The 17,547-nt window shown below is 29.5% G+C and carries 14 protein-coding genes and 2 pseudogenes; 3 read left to right on the top strand and 13 right to left on the bottom strand.

Annotated features, from left to right (window positions below):
- The first annotated feature begins 193 nt into the window (after positions 1–193).
- Together I8T81_RS08430 and I8T81_RS08425 are read left to right on the top strand one after the other, a co-directional pair.
- Complete coding sequence (locus I8T81_RS08430; RefSeq protein WP_198072575.1) at positions 194–1,642, top strand: SIR2 family protein; 1,449 nt, start codon at positions 194–196, stop codon at positions 1,640–1,642.
- Positions 1,643–1,656: 14 nt separating this feature from the next.
- On the top strand, positions 1,657–2,154 hold the full coding sequence (locus I8T81_RS08425; protein ID WP_198072574.1) for a TIR domain-containing protein: 498 nt from the start codon (positions 1,657–1,659) through the stop codon (positions 2,152–2,154).
- 129 nt (positions 2,155–2,283) lie between these two features.
- Here the strand turns inward: I8T81_RS08425 and I8T81_RS08420 are convergent, their stop codons facing one another.
- The 4 genes from I8T81_RS08420 to I8T81_RS08405 form a co-directional block, all read right to left on the bottom strand.
- The gene (locus I8T81_RS08420) at positions 2,284–3,066 is read right to left on the bottom strand and encodes a hypothetical protein (protein ID WP_198072573.1); all 783 of its coding nucleotides are present in this window, start codon (positions 3,064–3,066) and stop codon (positions 2,284–2,286) included.
- 20 nt (positions 3,067–3,086) lie between these two features.
- Positions 3,087–3,686, bottom strand: coding sequence for an SLOG domain-containing protein (locus I8T81_RS08415; protein WP_198072572.1), 600 nt, complete (start codon positions 3,684–3,686; stop codon positions 3,087–3,089).
- Between the two features lie 6 nt (positions 3,687–3,692).
- Positions 3,693–4,871, bottom strand: coding sequence for a toll/interleukin-1 receptor domain-containing protein (locus I8T81_RS08410; protein WP_198072571.1), 1,179 nt, complete (start codon positions 4,869–4,871; stop codon positions 3,693–3,695).
- Positions 4,872–4,988: 117 nt separating this feature from the next.
- Positions 4,989–5,492, bottom strand: coding sequence for a toll/interleukin-1 receptor domain-containing protein (locus I8T81_RS08405; protein WP_198072570.1), 504 nt, complete (start codon positions 5,490–5,492; stop codon positions 4,989–4,991).
- 691 nt (positions 5,493–6,183) lie between these two features.
- On the opposite strand from I8T81_RS08405, the gene I8T81_RS08400 reads away from it, so the two are divergent.
- Positions 6,184–6,663, top strand: coding sequence for a hypothetical protein (locus I8T81_RS08400; RefSeq protein WP_198072569.1), 480 nt, complete (start codon positions 6,184–6,186; stop codon positions 6,661–6,663).
- 203 nt (positions 6,664–6,866) lie between these two features.
- On the opposite strand, the gene I8T81_RS08395 is transcribed toward I8T81_RS08400, so the two are convergent.
- The 9 genes and pseudogenes from I8T81_RS08395 to I8T81_RS08355 all read right to left on the bottom strand — a co-directional run bounded on the left by I8T81_RS08395 (position 6,867) and on the right by I8T81_RS08355 (position 17,526).
- Positions 6,867–7,037, bottom strand: a complete 171-nt coding sequence (locus I8T81_RS08395; RefSeq protein WP_227602157.1) for a hypothetical protein — start codon at positions 7,035–7,037, stop codon at positions 6,867–6,869.
- 380 nt (positions 7,038–7,417) lie between these two features.
- Positions 7,418–8,430 (bottom strand): annotated as a pseudogene (locus I8T81_RS08390) (integrase core domain-containing protein).
- A gap of 206 nt (positions 8,431–8,636) precedes the next feature.
- On the bottom strand, positions 8,637–9,302 hold the full coding sequence (gene gmtX, locus I8T81_RS08385) for a gamma-mobile-trio protein GmtX (protein WP_198072568.1): 666 nt from the start codon (positions 9,300–9,302) through the stop codon (positions 8,637–8,639).
- A gap of 7 nt (positions 9,303–9,309) precedes the next feature.
- A complete protein-coding gene (gmtZ, locus tag I8T81_RS08380; RefSeq protein WP_198072567.1) occupies positions 9,310–14,052 on the bottom strand; it encodes a gamma-mobile-trio integrase GmtZ in 4,743 nt (1,580 codons plus the stop codon).
- Positions 14,053–14,060: 8 nt separating this feature from the next.
- On the bottom strand, positions 14,061–15,422 hold the full coding sequence (gmtY, locus tag I8T81_RS08375) for a gamma-mobile-trio recombinase GmtY (protein ID WP_198072566.1): 1,362 nt from the start codon (positions 15,420–15,422) through the stop codon (positions 14,061–14,063).
- Between the two features lie 136 nt (positions 15,423–15,558).
- Positions 15,559–16,089: pseudogene (locus I8T81_RS08370) on the bottom strand (MBL fold metallo-hydrolase); the annotation flags it as partial.
- Between the two features lie 4 nt (positions 16,090–16,093).
- Positions 16,094–16,507, bottom strand: a complete 414-nt coding sequence (locus tag I8T81_RS08365) for a DUF6691 family protein (protein ID WP_039252260.1) — start codon at positions 16,505–16,507, stop codon at positions 16,094–16,096.
- A 4-nt stretch (positions 16,508–16,511) separates the two neighbouring features.
- A complete protein-coding gene (locus I8T81_RS08360) occupies positions 16,512–16,925 on the bottom strand; it encodes a YeeE/YedE family protein (protein WP_151742522.1) in 414 nt (137 codons plus the stop codon).
- Between the two features lie 133 nt (positions 16,926–17,058).
- Positions 17,059–17,526, bottom strand: coding sequence for a DUF6438 domain-containing protein (locus I8T81_RS08355; protein ID WP_004701369.1), 468 nt, complete (start codon positions 17,524–17,526; stop codon positions 17,059–17,061).
- Positions 17,527–17,547: the final 21 nt, after the last annotated feature.

Raw genomic sequence — 17,547 nt, 5'->3', positions numbered from 1 at the left:
AATTTAGGTTTATTTACTATAAGTAAGAGAAAGTATAAAATACTAACATAAAAGTTTTAATATATTTTAGTGTATGTTCTTATCTCTTTTAGAGTAACCTTCAAAAGAATAAAATGTGCAATAAGACATCAGTAGGGATTGAAAAAAAAGAAAAACCTCAAATATTCCAAAAATTAATTATGTCGAGAAGCTAATGTTTGAACATGAACAAAAAATTATGATCGATCGTATTGTAAAAGAATTAGAAGAAAATAATTTTGCAATATTTGCAGGGGCTGGCCTATCTGCTCCAGCGGGATATGTAAATTGGAAAGAACTATTACGTCCATTATCTATTGAGTTAAACTTAGATATTGATAAAGAAACTGATTTAGTTTCCTTAGCTCAGTATTATGTTAATGAAAATCATGGTCGTAATAGATTAACTGAAAGATTAATTGATGAGGTTGGGGTAGCTCGTGATCCTACGCCAAATCACAAAATTTTAGCTAAATTGCCAATATCAACATATTGGACAACCAATTATGATGATTTAATTGAAAAAGCTTTAGATAATGAGGGAAAAATAGCGGATAAAAAATTTACTAAAAATCATTTATCTCAAACTAAAAAAGGACGATCTGCAGTTGTTTACAAAATGCATGGTGATGCTAGCTTACCGGATCAAGCAATTATTACTAAAGATCAATACGAATCCTACCCCCTACATTTTGCACCATTCGTAACAGCTCTATCAGGAGATTTGGTTTCAAAAACATTTTTATTTCTAGGTTTTAGTTTTAACGATCCAAATTTAGATTATATTCTTAGCAGAATAAGAATTCATTTTGAACAAAATCAAAGACAACATTATTGCATTTTTAGAAAAGTTAATCGTGCTGACTACAGTAATGATGAAGATTTCTCATATAATTTTTTGAAGCAACAGTTTGTTATTAAAGACCTTGCTCGTTTTAGTATCAAAGTTGTATTAATTGATTCGTGGAATGATCTCTCTCGTATATTAGAAGAAATTACAAAAAAATTTCGATGCAAAAATGTATTCTTGTCAGGGAGTGCCCATGAATTTAGTCCATGGGAGCAAGCCGAAACAGAATTGTTTCTATCCAAACTAGGGGAAGTTTTAATCCAAGAAGGTTTTAAAATTACATCAGGTTTAGGTCTGGGTATTGGTAATGCATTTATTAGTGGTGCAATTAAAGAAATCTATAATAGAAAATATACAAAAATTGATGACTATTTAACAATGAAGGTATTTCCTCAATTCGTAGCTGATCCTACAGAAAGAAAGAACATTTGGACAGTATGGAGAAAAGATTTATTGAGTCAGACAGGAATTGCTCTTTTCTTTATGGGAAATAAAATTATTAAAGATCCTGAATCTGGCAAACAAACTATTGTGTTGGCAGATGGTATGGATGAAGAGTTTCAAATAGCACACCAGTTAGGTTTAAATCTAATACCAATTGGTGCAAGTGGATATAAAGCTAAAGAGTTATTTGATCGTATAATGTCTGATTTTGATCAATATTACCCCAATGCTACAACAAAATTTCGTGAGGCTTTTGAAAAATTAAATGAAGAAGTCGATGAGCCAATTAAACTTTTATCAAAAGTTCACGATGTTATTAAATTAATTTAACTTGGAGAAAATTTATGGCTAGAAAAGTTTTTTTTAGTTTTCATTATCAACCAGATAATTGGAGAGTATCGCAAGTAAGAAATATTGGTGTAATTGAGGGCAATCAACCAGCAAAAGATAATGATTGGGAAACAGTTGTAGATGGTGGCGATACCCAAATTAAACAATGGATTTCTAGTCAAATGGATGGGCGGACTTGTACGGTTATCCTTGCTGGTCAGGACACAGCTAACAGAAAGTGGATTAATCATGAGATTGTGCAGTCTTGGGACAAGGGAAAAGGTGTTGTTGTAATTTACATTCATAATCTAAAGAACTCACAAGGTGTACAATCAAATAAAGGACAAAATCCTTTGGATTATGTAACACATGGTCTTACAGGAAAAAAACTATCCGAAATTGCAAAAGCTTATGATCCACCGTACTCAACTAGTCAATTTGTTTATGAATATATTCAAGATAATATTGATAGTTGGATTGAAGAAGCCATTAAAATTAGGAATGCAAATTAATACTCAATAGTTTAAAGATTATTTTTATCATGGTTAATGGAACACCATTTTAGGAATATAAATGGTGTTCTTTCAGTTCCAAATTCAATATTTCTATATATCTGTATTTAGAATATTGATTTTTAATAATTAGCGATATGAAATAGCTTTATACAGAGCATCTAAAGGATGAATGTTCCGATTTGTAGAGGGGTCTTGATAGTTTTCAATCCAGCTTTTCATTTTTTGGTTTTTTAAAGTAGCATCTGTCATTGGAATTGAATAAGCAAAATCTATTGCACTATCATAAATAACTGTTTCTGATAATTTTATGTCTCTCGTTCCAGATGATGTTTGTCTCGGTTTGCTTCTACGAACTAATTTTGCAAATTGAAGTTCTGAGTAAATCCAAGGTGAAGAAAGATATTTTTTATCTTCAAATGTATCAGTTATTGAAATTGAATTATCTGTGCCTAAAAATAGAAAGGTTTCACAATTATCAATAACTCTATGTAATGCAGAATTGAGAATCATAAATACATTGGACATTGTATGATTTCGTATCTGATAATTAAATGTATCTCCATTCAAGCTATATTTATTATCAAGTTTTCTTAGAAGTTTAAAAGCATCCCCCCAAATACAAGAGTCTATAAATACACTTAAATTTAGTTCTTGTTCTATTAATATGGCTAAGCGTATTACATCATCTTCATCAGCATGTGAATGGGAGAGAAATATATGAGGTTCAACATCTACAAATAATTTTTTATATATTTTTTCGACACTTAATGTGTTTTTTTTATTAAGTAAGTAATCTTCAATATTGATTAAAGTATTTTTATTTCTCTCTTTATATTTATGCACTTTTTGATCACTAATATGTGGAAATATCGAGAAATCAAAATCTTCAATCTGAATGCTCTTATACATTATTAGCTACTACTCTAAAATTAATGGTTTAAATCTTTATTAAAAATTCTACGAAAAAGACTAGAATAAGTATAGTCATTTTCAAATCTCGGATCTAATTGAAACCTAGGTTTTAGTTTATTATATTCATTATCATAAACAATTTTTGCTGCTGCACCTGTAGATGCTAAAGGAATTACTTTCGCATGCGGATGATATTCTAAAAAAATTTCTAATTCTTCTATTACACCTTCCATCCCACCAATTAATACTATTGCATCAAATTTTTGACTTTGTATCATAGCTTGTCGCATTACATTAAGGCTTTCTTCACGCTCTTCGGGATTGCCATCTATTAAGGTTAAATCTATAAAATCATAAACACTTTTTGGAAAGTCTGGCTTAAAAATATTAGATTGATAAATAGAAATAAAATTTCTGTCTTTTTTACTATTTTTGGTAGCCATAGCTAATAAAGGAGTAATAGCTGGATGTCCTCCACAAACAATACGACCATTAGGTATAACTACTTCAACGAGTGAACGAATAGCTTCTTTAATAGCAAGGACATCAGCAGTTTCGTAGAAGCATTTTTTTCGATCAGAGAGAGGAATGCTTGCTGATAGGAAAATATTTAACATTTTTTATCACATATTTTCTAATAATAAAGGGGCTTTAGTCATATTTACTGCTTTAATTGGAAGATGTTCATCCAACCAATCTAAATGATCTAACCATTGCTTTAAAATTCCTCGATTATCATAAATGATCCATTTTTCACTGTTTTTGAATTTTGAGTTTGATACAGCATTATAAATATCATTGATTCTATCTGCTGTAGGGACACCTATAGCTGGTATTACAGCTAATCCATTGTCTTTCCAATCAGCTATAGAAATCCATTGATCTATTTGTACATTTGGATTGTATCCTGCATCTCTAGCAGCATCACAAAAGTTATCAACGAGATATTTATATCTAAGAGAAATTGCTCTTGCCCTTAGCTGTTCAGTCTTTATTACAATATTTCTAAGAGTTTTTTTTGTAATATTTTTTCCTGTATGTGGAATGCCTCTTCTACCAAGGCTTTTCATTTTAAAGTCTTTCGAGGTTAGCTTAATGAACTGGTTAAAAGAAGCAATACCTTCTTCCTTTTGCTGAGGCCATAGTACATGCAAAATGTGAATGTTATTTTCGTTAGCGAACATTAATTCTTCTTTGGTCCACCTACTTGTTCTAAACCGTGGAGTATCTAATAAAATTATTGCATCTGAGTCAGTCATACGATGCCATAACTGATCTTGGAAATTATGTGCAGGCGGTACTGATCGAGTATCTAGAAATACATCAAAACCGTTTGCATCTAGGATGTCATAGAGCTTGTCAGCTGTACCTTGTGAATCTATACGTCTATAACTAAGAAAAACTTTTCTTTCTTTTCTTAGGAATCTAAAATTTTCTAATATAATTGAAACTAAACGTTCAGTGTTATCATTTGTAATATTAATTGGTAAAGCATTTATATGGCTAATTATTTCTGGCAATTCTTTAGGAACTAGTTCATTACTTTGGACTATAGGAATAATGACTATTGAGTCTTCAATAAGATTTGATAAGTGTAAGATGTCTGATTTATCGCCACCAAAATAAATTGCAATTGTTGGGTATTTAGGATCTCTAGACGAATAATTATCACTACGAATAAATTTGATAAAATGTTGATTAATTTTCAGATCAATAAATCTATCAGTAAGACTTTTTTGAATACTTGTAAGTCGTTCATCAACTTTTCCAAGTAATATAATTTGATAGTAATTTTCAGACATAATTATTTCCCCATTTGATTCGCAGCATTTTCGATCCATGAAAATAATGAAAATCTTCCATTATTATCTATAAAGTCATACATCTTGAAAACTCTTAATAGTTGAATTACCGAATTTTTATAGTGATGACATGTATCTACCACTAGTAGTAGTGTTCGGTTTCCAAAATGCTAAAGGACCTTGTTGAGACTCCTCAATTCTCTGATATATCTGTAGATATTCATTTCCATAATAAAAACCATAACGGTCTTGTGTGGGAATTACAAAAATAGACTCATATTCTTTTACCCCATCTGCATAGCCAATTTCCCAAGGACACCATCTTGATTTAACAGAGTTTGGTGTTGCGAGAAAAAAGAAATAATCAGCTTCTTGAATTTTCTGTTGAATTTTAACTGCTGTTTCTCGATTGGGACTATCAGGCATAGAGCTATCTAGCCAATCAACATATACATTAATGTTTTCATCTTTTAGTAACTGAATAAATCCTTTGACATATTGAGTATCAATATGGCTATGGCATAAAAAGGCCGTTCTAGACCTCTGATTAAGATTGTAGCTATTAGCACTCCTACTAAAACGTGTAGAATTATTGGACAGTTTATCTAGAGAGATAGCCATATAGTTTCTTTACAATTAAAATTAATTACAATAAAGGAAAAATAAAAAAAATCAATAATATGAAAGTATTATGCGACATAATTCGACGCCAAATTTGTCTGATAAATCTTTAGCATCCATTTTTTAAGCAGTAATAAGATCATATAGCTTTTCTATGATGATATAAGCTTCACCTCTTTCATTTCGTCCTAATGATAGCTACGGCTTATATCATAGATTGAAGCTAATTTTTTCTTACTAATTTCTTTTCTGAACCTACCATTGTGTATTAACTGACCAACTACTATTTATAAAATTCACATGCGATTTCATTTGTTCAAATATCAGGAATATTGCTAGTTGAGGACTACTTATTAGAGGATTATAATCCCCATCCATTCTTTTTGCCATGGAGCGAAAAATTTTCATCCTAAAGTGACTAGAAGGCATTATTTCAAATAATGCTTATTTCATACCACAAGCTCCAGATATGATGTCTCGCATATTAACACCGCATCAAAATATTCGAGGCATTAATTATTATTTACAGAATTCAGAGACAACTAAACATGCTTAAACAATCTGTCAAAGTTAAGTTAGAACAGCTTAAACTCAAAGGTTTTCATCGTTCAGCAGAAAGCCAACTTGATCAAATTTGTACTAAAGCCAAAATTATCCCAAAATGAGATAAATAGTATTAAGGCTAATAGTTATGGATAGAAAACAAGTACTTGAGATAATTTTTTTAAGTTTTATAAAGGAGAATAGATTTATAGATCAAGACTTTAAATCAATTTGGGATGCTTTTGTAGAAAAAAGGAAACGTTCTGATAACGAAGTTAATTTTAATCTCGCTTACTTTTACTTTAGAAATACTCTTGAAGCTGAATATTTTTTTGTTGATCGATCTACAGTTCCTTTTAGATATACATCTATTTTTCAATTTAAAGATCCGTCTAACTCGTGCAATCTTAATGAAGCCTATAGAAAGATCTGCAAAGCAATAGAAACTCTCACAGATGATTTCACAAGAAATAAAATTGAACTTTCTGTACTAAATACATACTTAGTGGAGTTTCCATTAATTTATGATAAGTTAGATCATTTAATTTTTAAGAGAAAGCAATTGGAAGTCGAAATTCAATCGAAGATTAACGTTCTCAATGACTTATTGAAGGAATTAGCTACTTAAAATAAACATATAATTTTACTTATAAGAAAGGTTTTGAAGTTCATCTTTATGCTTTTGGATTACTCACTTAAAAATATGTTTAATGGCCTAATCATTACTTAAAGTCTATATAAAGCTGACATGATCTACTGGTACGAATTTCTCTATTTTCAATTTTACTTTACAGTCTAAAAAGACGTTTAAAGATAAATAAAACTTTCATGTTATTCATTAAGTCTATTTTTAAGAGTTAAGTCAACATCAATTTCAGTTACTATAGTTATTTTAGCTGCATTGTTATTAAGCATATCTTCTATACCTTGTAAAATTTCAGCTCCAATATCTCTATTTGCTTCAAATTTCTCAAACTCTTCATCAGTCATTAAAGTAGTCATATATCTTACCCATTAAAACTCCAAGAATCATTAATCAATTTGATTACGCTCTTTTTACTATAGATCTTAACTAGCTAAATTGCATTCTCTATTTGTGGTTGATTAAGATTACAGAGTTAAAATATCGGTTACTTGAAAGTAAAATTTACCATAGTTAAGTCTATTCAGAGGGGGTATTTACATGAAAAGTATAGCCCTAATCATAAGCTAATATAAAGAATACTTTAGTCAAAATTCTTGACTATCGCCCTTATCTCTCCAAAGTCAGCACAACATTCACTGACAGTCTATTCTAGGCTGGTTAAACCCATATTATAAATCTTGACAGATGTGCTTAAAGCGGTAATCTTCCCATAAATAACTGAAGTTAAAAGTAGAGGTTAAACAGCCATCAAAGGTGGTTTGCCTCCGTTGGCTTGATGTGGTCGCTCATGGTTATAGAACCACAGCCATTCTGTTGCAGAATTTTGTACTTTACCCAACGTGTCAAACAAATGTTTCCCCAACCAATATAGTCTGCTGTTCGATTATAACGTTCAATATACGCATTCTGCTGTGGTTTTCCTGGTTGAATATATTCAATACGAATATCACGTTCATTTGCCCAATGTATAAATTCATGACTGATAAATTCTGGGCCATTGTCGCATCGAATAATGAGAAACCTGCTTCAATGGCTAGACCTTCGCGACGTTAATCATCAATTACATTCAATAGAAGAAAATTTCGACCATCGATCAGCTGATCATGCATAAAATCCAGTGACCAGACTTGATTCGCACGGATTGGTTCTTTCAGTGGTTCTGGTGCATGCTTTCTCAGTCTTCTTCTTCTTGGCTTATACGCAGATTCAGTGCAAGCTCACAGTAAATGCGGTAAACACGCATATGATTCCAACCATAATTTTCAACATGGCGTATATAAGATAAGCTTACCCCAAAGCCCCAATCAGTGTTTTCCTCGATGAGTTGAATGAGCTGTTACGTAATAAGTGCATTGTCATCACTTAGTTTAGCCTGATAACGATAGCAGGTTTCACTAATACTAAATACTTTGCAGACCAACCGAATGCTGACGGCATGATCGATAATGGCTTGTTGCGCAATCTGACGACAACAAGATGGCTTTACCACTTTTTTTGATATGGCTTCCTGAATGATTTCGGCTTTTAGCCGTTCTTCTGCATACATCTTTTTTAGCCTAGCATCTTCTGCTTCAAGTTCTCCCAATCGAACAATTAATGAGCATCCATACTGCCATATTTGGCATGCCACTTGTAGAAAGTCCCATTACTCATGCCATGTTCACGGCAAAGGCTAGCAACAGGTGTACCAGACTCTGCCTGTTTCAAAATAAGCATGATCTGACTGTCAGTAAATTTAGATGTTTTTATGAAGAATCTCCTGCTTCTATCTTAAGAGAAAATTCTACTATTAGTCTCTATTATTTTTAGAGGATTACCAAGCAACTTCAAAGTGAAGTTGTCTGTAGCTACAATATTAATGGATAGCAGTCCATATAGCTTAATAACTGATAGATTGTTGCAAAATTGAATTTTATCAACGTTGTTTATAAAAAATTAAATATTTAGGGCTAGTTCTAAGTATGACTTAAAAAGTCTAACAATTTTTTCAAAGCCAAAATATATCCAGATTTATATATTTGCTCGCCATTTAAATCCTTGACTAGACCAGACTCATCTATATACCAATATTTTCTGATTAAATTTGTTTCATTATTTATAGCATCTTTCAAAGCATCAACTTCTTGAACTGAAAATGTAAGTTTTAGGTCATTAGACAACTCAACTTGTTTGTTGATTTTTCGTATATCCACCATATATCTTGGTCGCCCATCCACTTTGTCCGTAAATACTTTTAACTTTCTTTCTAAATTATTTTTTTCAACAAGAAGTTGTAATAAAACTAACTGTACAGCTTGATCATGTATTTTATCTCTAATAATTTTTTCGTAAGGACCCAAATGATATTTTTTATTCTTTATGATATTTTTATCTTTACCAACTTTTTCTTTCCACTTATTAATCAATAATTGATAAACAATACCAGTTGAGTTTCTAATACTACTTTCACTTAAAAAATTTTTTTTATTTGTTATTCTGCAGATAGTCGCAATAGAAAAGTCCGTAGAACCAGATAAATAATGCTCATTAAGAATAGAATTAAGCCTATCTAGAGATTTTTGAACACGGCTATGCTTATCCACCTTCAACTCCTCCAAGAATTCTTCAATATTATCAGTCATTTAATCATTAATCCTTTTTTTTAGTATTGATATATTCAATAAGTGAAATAGCTTCTTTTTGTTCATCATTACAATCTAAATTGAACATACTTAAAAGTTTTTTTAAGTTTGTAAATTTATCTGCAATTAATCCATTTTGCTCATTAAAACTTCGGATCAAAGAGTTAATAGCAATAAACTGTTCATCTTTATCAAGATAAAGTAAAAAGGGATCCTTTTTTGAAGAGATCAAAAATTTACTAAAATGTAGAATTAATTTCTCAATAGCGGGAGTTTTATATATCTCATTTCTAATTTCAGGATAAACATTACCATCACTGCACAATAAAAGTAAATGTAACAATTCAGAATTTGTTTCTTCAAAAGCTAAAGATAAATCTGAAATTTCACCCAAAGCCAAGATATTAGATTTATTACCATCTTTTTTAGATTCTATATCAATTATACTTTTTATTATATATAGGGTAGAAAAAGAATCTTTAGCATACTCATCCATTTCAATAAGTTCTCTTTTTTTAAGAGAATATAATTGATTAATTTTTTTGGAGATATCATTATTATTATCTTGTTCATACTGATATAATTTTGATTCAAGTTTATTTATTTCTTCATCATATTTTCGGGAGTTTTCTGCACAGTTAAAAGTCTTATAACTTAAAAAATTAAAGTGAGCAACAAGAGCCGATAGATATCTTGCGTCAGTTATGAACCACCTACACCTCACACAGTTTTCTTTATGATGGGGTACGGGTTTATAACCTAAAATTTTTCCATTCTTTTCGCCTATAATTTTTTCACCACCATTCATACATCCATTTGCTAAACTTTCATTCTCTAAATTTTCAAATGAGTTAGCTGAAGCGAGACATAAACCATAATATCTCGGTTGCCAAGTAACAATATTTTTATTTTTTAAAGCCTCCTTTATAGTATTAAGATCATTATAAGAAGTAAAATTTTCTATATTATCAATTTGTTGGTCTCTAAAAAATACTCGTATATCATCATGAGATTTTGACTGAGCCTCAATGTAAGATTTGTTTAGATGCTCAGTAATTTTGGTATTTGAAGGTTTTATATAATGTAAAGTCATAATTAAACGGCTATGACCAGCAATATATTTAGAAATAAATTCTAGTGGTAAGCCACTATACTCTGAATAAATTGTTAATAATGAAACCCTTAAACAATGCAACGGAAAATTAGTCGTTGTTCTAGATCTTGATTTTAAAAAATAAGTACTGGAATTTACAAATAGTTCATCATTTTCCTTTTTTAATTGTTCTTCCAAATTTTCTAGTAAGAAAAACCAAATCCTATTGACAGAATAATCTGAAATTGGCTTATCTTTTTCAGTTAAATTCTTCGCAGCTGCGTTTCTAAAAAGAAAACATATTTTTCCTAATTTATTCAATTGATAACTAGATATTAGACGTTCCAAATGTTTGGGTTCAAATAAACTACAATCTGTTATTGTATTTAATGGGTTATATTTTTCCTGCCAGTTTCGTAATTTTTCCAACCAATATAAAACATCAATATTATTCCATTGAATTGTGTAACCTAATTCTTTAGTATCATTAAATGTATCTGCAGTTTTGTTAGTAGATATATAAATTGACGTAACCCATTTTTTTATTTCGCTATCATATTGTCTTCTAAATACTCCTCGATTTCTTTTTTTAATTATCAGAGGATTGTGATTGAGATCCCATTGTCCCTTAACGTATCTCCATTCATCAGCTTCCCCACTATCTAGCATTCTTACTTGAAATGTGCGTAATGGAAGATTCAATTTTACCCATAGTGCTACGGCTGCAACAGGAGACCACATAAAAAATTTTTTATCAGTTTGAATCCACACACAATCAGGATCACTTTTATCAATAGTTTTCTCTGAAACCTCAAACCATACAGAAGAAAATAAATTTACGTCACAATAAGATATTGCCCATTTCCAGTCAGAAAAATTGCCTCTAATTTGTGGGCATAAGATTTTTTTTAATCTCGAAATATATTGATATGGTAAAGCAGAGTAAACTGATTCTAAATTTCTAATTCTTTTTGACAAAACTCTTTTAAAAGGGACAGTATAAATAGGTATATCTACACCGAAAGCATTCTTATAATAATATCTTTTATTTATTACCCAACCTAAAAAATTAACGATTACCGATATTTCTTCCGAAAAATCTTTTGCATCGCTAAACTCTTCCAAAGAAAGAATAAGATCATCTGTAGTGAAACTTTCACTTAATTTAAAAAAATTCTCAACATCAGAAAATTTATCATCTAATTTAATTAAAAATCCTTCTAAAAATAAAATAACGGCTTTTAATTTTAAAGCAACATTTGTAACCTGAATTTTCAACCATGCACTTGCTAATGATATCCAGTCTGTATAAAAAATTCCGTACTTTTTAGTAAACCACTTTATTTCAATATCAGTAGTTTTCCCATAGTTTTGAATAGTGTTAATTTTAGTTAATGGATTATTCAAACCAATATGATCTAATTCTGGTAGAATTTTCTTAAAAATATAATCAAAAAATTTATATATATAATTAATTAAAACAACTTCATGCTTTTTACTTCCAGTTTTAAAATATTCCAATAAATTATTTTTAATATCACTATTATATAAAATAAAAAAATTAATCACATTTGCTCTACTTGCATCAAATATTAGAAATTTCTCAAATAAAAATCTAATTGCAGTAAGCTGTCTTTCTGATATTTTAATATATGAATGTAACCATAATTTACAGTAATTTATCCATTGCAACCAAATTGGGCCATATAATTTTTCAATCCAATCAAGACTTCGATCTGAAGCTATATATATCAGTTCTCTCCTTTTATTTCCTAATGGATTAAGTACTCCTTTATAAAACAAATTTTTTAATTTTTCTTGTAAAACCCATGTTGTAAAATACTTCAATGATTGAATCATTATTCCAGCATCAACTGCCTTATGCCCTTTTCTTATCAAAGAATTTTTTATTAAATCTAGATAGTTATTTTCAGTTTTAGTTTTTATAAAAAACAATTCTACTTTACTGTATTCAGTTCCATTTTGTTTTAAAACTTCATTAAAAAAAATAAATATAGGGGTTTCTTTAAAATAAGTTCTCCTATATAAATCAGAATTAGAATTTATCCATTCTTTAGCTAAATTACACCAATTTGTCCACTCACTACCATTTTCATAAATAAATTTATCAAAAATAGTTAAAGAATGTTTTTGCTTATAAATTTTAAATGGATTTAAAATTTTATCTGTATTGAACTTTTTGTTATTATCAATAATAAAATCAAAAAAGTCTCTTATGTGTGCCAAAAAGGAAATTACCATTGAATTACTATAACCATTGTCAATCAAATATTCTTGAAATTTTTCTAATAAATCTTTTCTTAACAAAACATCTTTAATTGTTATATATTCAACATCCATATTTTTAGCTAATAAAAAATTAAATAAATTTGCTTGTGCTTTATTTATTCTTTTTTTAGTTTTCTTATATTCTATAACTTTATTATATTTTCCTACTACCTCAAACCACTCTTTAGAAATTCTCTCTTCACAATAAAAACTCTCTAAAGTATTATTCTGATTACTCTTCAAACTACAACTTTCAAATGGATTAATTAAATTAGTACTATCTCCATAAATTTTTGCTAAGATAAAATCACATAGCCTAGTTACTACAAATTCAAATCTTCTAAGAACGTTATCAGTTTGAATATTACAATGTAATATTAGATATTCTTTATAAATTTTATTAGAAATATAATTTGACCCTTCTCTAAAAAATTTTTTTGGATCTGAAAGATGTTTATAATTAGTAATAATATTAAAGAAGTACTTCAAAGCAGATCTTTTTGTCGCAGCATGATCATAAATCATATAATTTTCAAACCATTCACCTGCATACTCTACCCACTCTTTCCATTCATCTCCATGAACCTCTACTATCCATTGTAGGTTGCTATCACGATAATCCAGCAAGGGATTTATATTAGATTCTGTTCTACCTCCATATCGATTTATTAATACAAACTCTAGAAAGTTATAAATATTATTTTTAGTAGCACTAATTTTTTCATTAAGGAAATTATTCAAGAATTTTATTAAATTATATTTAAAACTATTGTTCTCTCTGGAAAAGAAAAAATTCAGATTAGAATAATTCTCATCTTCTTTCAAAAAGACTATGAAAATTTTAAAATATATTTTAGGTTCCAAATTATTTAATTTTATAAATTTATTTATATACTCAACCCAATGATTCCATTTACTATCAATTTCAAGTATATCTACCACATCATGTATTCGTGCATGTGGTTCGCAATAAATATATAAATATGGATTTTTTAATTTTTTTGATATTCTATAATTAGAAATATAAAAAACATAATCGACAAAGTTTGCAATTACATATATATCTTTCTTAACTAAAGTTTTTTTTTGATTGTTTCTTTTAAGAGTATTTTCTAATATAGCAATATTGTCATTATTTTTATTAATTTCTTCTATAAATTTATCTAAAGAATTTAGTTTTCTTTTACCATTTAGATAAAATATAAAGAATTTTTTTAATGACTTTATTTCTACTATTATTTCATCATAACTTTGTTTTTTACTTCTATATTCGCACCACTTTTCACAATAACTTTTCCATTCCAACCATTCCTTTGCGTCTTCTTCAGCAAACCATGAATCAAATTTCAAATAATACTCTATAAACATATACGTACCTATTTTGCTGATAAATCATTCAGAATTTTTGTAATTTCAATACTTGTTGGTTGCGTATACATTTCTTGTGAAATGAGAGAGGAGTGATGCATAGTTATACGAATTGTTTCATTATCTATGTTATATCTACGCAAGCGTTTTGCATAACTATGCCTATGTGCATGAGGACAATATCCTTCTTCATAACTTTGATTGAGCCCAATTCTTTTTAAATATTTTTTATAGTTATTATTAAAAGTTGATAACTTATATGGTTTGCCTAAATTCCCTTCTTCAAAGTTTACAAAAGCATATGGATGAGTGTCATCAATATTTGCTCTGGAAATTAAATATATCTTCCAAATTTCAGCAAACATCTCTCCATAAAACCAAGGGAAGAAATATATATCGAAATAATTACCTTTATTTCTAAAAGCTCTCGTTTTAAATCCTACTCTATCTTTTCCATGTAGTGTATTTCTTGGTTTTAAATTATATTTTTCACGTAGATAATGCTTTCGCGTATTAAATCCATCTATACTTTTCCATCCATTTGGAGCTCGGCCTTCTTCTGGATGAAAAATTTTTATTTTGGCTACTAATTTATTTTGATTGATTGTATTATTTTGTATATTTTCTTCTACTATTTTTACGTCATGAATCCACAAATGTAGTGCTTCTGATTCTCTTAACCCCGCACCATGTAGTAAAAGTAAAATTAATGTATCCCTTAATTTAACATTTATATTCTTACATTTTCCCACTCCATCTATTAAAAGTTGATTAAATTTTTCATCTGGAAATTCTATTACATTTGTATTTGTTGTTAAAATATTTGGTTTACCCATAATTGTTCTTGCAGCTAAATTATTCAAATCATGATTAGGATGTTTCAGATGTCCTAAAAAAGAATTTTTATTATAGTGAAATAAAGCAGCTATTTTTCTTACATCATTATTATTTATTATTTTTTTAATCGGATTTAGCTGATCAAATCCATATTTTTCAACTATCCAATCTCCAAAACCATTAAGTGATTGCAAATATATGCTTGCCACATTTCTTGATAAAGGAAACCAATATAACAATAAGGGATCATCTAAATTTTCATCAATAGTTCCTGAATATAGAATTTGTACAAATGATTCAAATAAATTTTGTAAATTCTCATATTTATTTTTTGCAACATTAATATACAAGTATAATAATTCAGCTGCTTTAACAAAATTTTTAATAGTTGATTCACTTTTATCGATATTATGCAGATACAACGAATATTCAAATACTGGAATTATTAAATTAAATTTTTCATCAATTAAAATAGGCATAATAAACAATTCATTATTAAGTTTTATTGTTGCATTTATTTTAATTATTTCCATTTTACTTACCTACTTTTTGCAAGTAAAACTAATTGTATATTGTAGATAGAGGTATTAACAAAAGAATTATGGTTACTTTTTGTACAAAAATTATGAATATTTATTTGTTTGTATATTTTTATAAGGAGGTAATAAGAAAATCGCATCTCGCTGAGCCATAATCAGGCATAAATAAAGTATCACCTACAAAAACAGCATCACCCATCACATAGCTTAAGCAAGCGGGTGTATGCCCAGGTGTAGGAATGTTATAGGCATCTAACTCTCCTATTTTGAAATATTCATGATCTTCAAATAAATAATCAAAAGGCTGATTTTCATTGAATTTCTTAAAATCAAAATTATAAATAGCAGAAAATGTTTCTTGGACAATTGAAATCTTTTGACTAATCGCAATTGTACCACCCAATTGAGACTTTAAATATTGAGCCGCGGTCATGTGATCCGCATGTACATGGGTTTCTAAAATCCATTGTACTTTAAAGTTCTGAGCCAAAACATAATCGATAATTAAATCAGCGTTGGTTGTTTTTGTAGTTGCTGAAGCCGCGTCGTAGTCAAGCACACTATCAATAATCGCGCATTGACGAGTCGCTAAATCTGCAACAACATAGCTAAAAGTATTGGTGTTTTCATCAAAAAAATCTTTTACTAGAGGTTGTTGCATAAGTTTAATTTCCTTTATTTAAAACTCGGTAAATAAACATTCCTAATAACATTGCGACAATAAAATAAAGCGCTTCAAAATGTCCTAATCCGATAAGTGTTAAAGCTGGCGCTGGACATATTCCAGCTATTCCCCAGCCTATCCCGAAAATAAAAGCACCAGCAATTAGCCTTTGGTCAATCTGTGTATTCATTGGTAATTGAATTTGTTCATTAAAGATTGTTTTAGGACTTTTTATAGCCTTTTGAAATGGAATAAATGCCACGGCAATCGCACCTAACATCACAAACATTAAGCTAATATCCCACTGCCCAAAGATATCTAAAAAACCTAATACTTTTTCAGGATTAGACATGCCAGAAATCATTAAACCTAACGAGAACAAACTACCAAATATAAAAGCCAAAATGTTTTTCATGACATTACCCCAAAACATGACGAACGATATAAACAGTTAACATGCCAGCGAACATAAAAACTCCTGTTGCTATCATGGAGCGTTTTGACAATCTGCTCATCCCACAAATACCATGACCACTTGTACAACCTGATCCAAGCCGAGTACCAAAACCAACCAATAAACCTGCTAAAATAAGAGCAAACATATTCGCTTTAATTTCAATTTCGGGTTGAAAAAAATAGCCATAAATAAAGGGCGTAATAATTAATCCAGCAACAAACCAGAATGCGGAGCCTTTAAAGATATCTTTAGATGGATTAATGATTTGAGCAAGCAAACCACTAATTCCAGCGATGCGACCGTTTACATATAAATAACCGACTGTTGCAATGCCCAGTAGCAAACCACCTAAGAAGGCATAAACAATATTTGACATGTACTTACCCAAACAATATATGTTTTTATAATATGTATTATACGCTTTTTTATTTAGAAATACTTAAAACAAAACTCTTAAGTCTATAAATATTCTTAACAAGAAAAAGCCCCAAATTATGGGGCTTTTATCGTTAGATTAAATCTTTGATGCCTAATTGTTCAGGTAACTTTTCCATAACTTTATTTAGTCTGTTGTTTGCTGGAGAAATACAACCTGTGTAATGGCTTAATTTTGTTTCCGTGCCATTAGGTTTAATCCAAGTAATGTAATAGCTAGACATGTCAGTTGCAGTTTGCTGGCAACCCGCAGTTTTTGATTGAGTTCCTGTTTGAGGACGATAAGTTTTTAATTCACTGGCAAGTTTTTGATAATCTTTTACGCTACCTTGGATTTCTTTAACACCAAGTGTTTTTGTATATTGTTTACCTTCAAATCGAATTAAACCAGTAGGTGTTACTTCTACAGAGTATATTGGACATGCACCAAAACATGGACTAGAAGCATAACGAATTGTTTCTTGTGTATTAGGTGCTTGCTGAACAGAAGCACAACCCATTAAAGCTAAACCAGATAAAGTTGCAAGAACTAAAAATCTCATTACATCACCTATTATTATCAA

This window comes from Acinetobacter seifertii (genome assembly GCF_016064815.1).
GTDB classification, from domain to species: domain Bacteria; phylum Pseudomonadota; class Gammaproteobacteria; order Pseudomonadales; family Moraxellaceae; genus Acinetobacter; species Acinetobacter seifertii.
This window is presented reverse-complemented; position numbering and strand designations above follow the sequence as displayed.

What these genes read in the sequence shown, in the direction of transcription:
- gmtY (WP_198072566.1), bottom strand. Translation starts at nt 15,422, where the DNA reads ATGGAAATAATTAAAATAAATGCAACAATAAAACTTAATAATGAATTG.
- gmtZ (WP_198072567.1), bottom strand. Translation starts at nt 14,052, where the DNA reads ATGTTTATAGAGTATTATTTGAAATTTGATTCATGGTTTGCTGAAGAA.
- I8T81_RS08410 (WP_198072571.1), bottom strand. Translation starts at nt 4,871, where the DNA reads ATGTCTGAAAATTACTATCAAATTATATTACTTGGAAAAGTTGATGAA.
- I8T81_RS08405 (WP_198072570.1), bottom strand. Translation starts at nt 5,492, where the DNA reads ATGGCTATCTCTCTAGATAAACTGTCCAATAATTCTACACGTTTTAGT.
- I8T81_RS08425 (WP_198072574.1), top strand. Translation starts at nt 1,657, where the DNA reads ATGGCTAGAAAAGTTTTTTTTAGTTTTCATTATCAACCAGATAATTGG.
- I8T81_RS08415 (WP_198072572.1), bottom strand. Translation starts at nt 3,686, where the DNA reads ATGTTAAATATTTTCCTATCAGCAAGCATTCCTCTCTCTGATCGAAAA.
- gmtX (WP_198072568.1), bottom strand. Translation starts at nt 9,302, where the DNA reads ATGACTGATAATATTGAAGAATTCTTGGAGGAGTTGAAGGTGGATAAG.
- I8T81_RS08355 (WP_004701369.1), bottom strand. Translation starts at nt 17,526, where the DNA reads ATGAGATTTTTAGTTCTTGCAACTTTATCTGGTTTAGCTTTAATGGGT.
- I8T81_RS08420 (WP_198072573.1), bottom strand. Translation starts at nt 3,066, where the DNA reads ATGTATAAGAGCATTCAGATTGAAGATTTTGATTTCTCGATATTTCCA.
- I8T81_RS08430 (WP_198072575.1), top strand. Translation starts at nt 194, where the DNA reads ATGTTTGAACATGAACAAAAAATTATGATCGATCGTATTGTAAAAGAA.
- I8T81_RS08395 (WP_227602157.1), bottom strand. Translation starts at nt 7,037, where the DNA reads ATGACTACTTTAATGACTGATGAAGAGTTTGAGAAATTTGAAGCAAAT.
- I8T81_RS08360 (WP_151742522.1), bottom strand. Translation starts at nt 16,925, where the DNA reads ATGTCAAATATTGTTTATGCCTTCTTAGGTGGTTTGCTACTGGGCATT.
- I8T81_RS08400 (WP_198072569.1), top strand. Translation starts at nt 6,184, where the DNA reads ATGGATAGAAAACAAGTACTTGAGATAATTTTTTTAAGTTTTATAAAG.
- I8T81_RS08365 (WP_039252260.1), bottom strand. Translation starts at nt 16,507, where the DNA reads ATGAAAAACATTTTGGCTTTTATATTTGGTAGTTTGTTCTCGTTAGGT.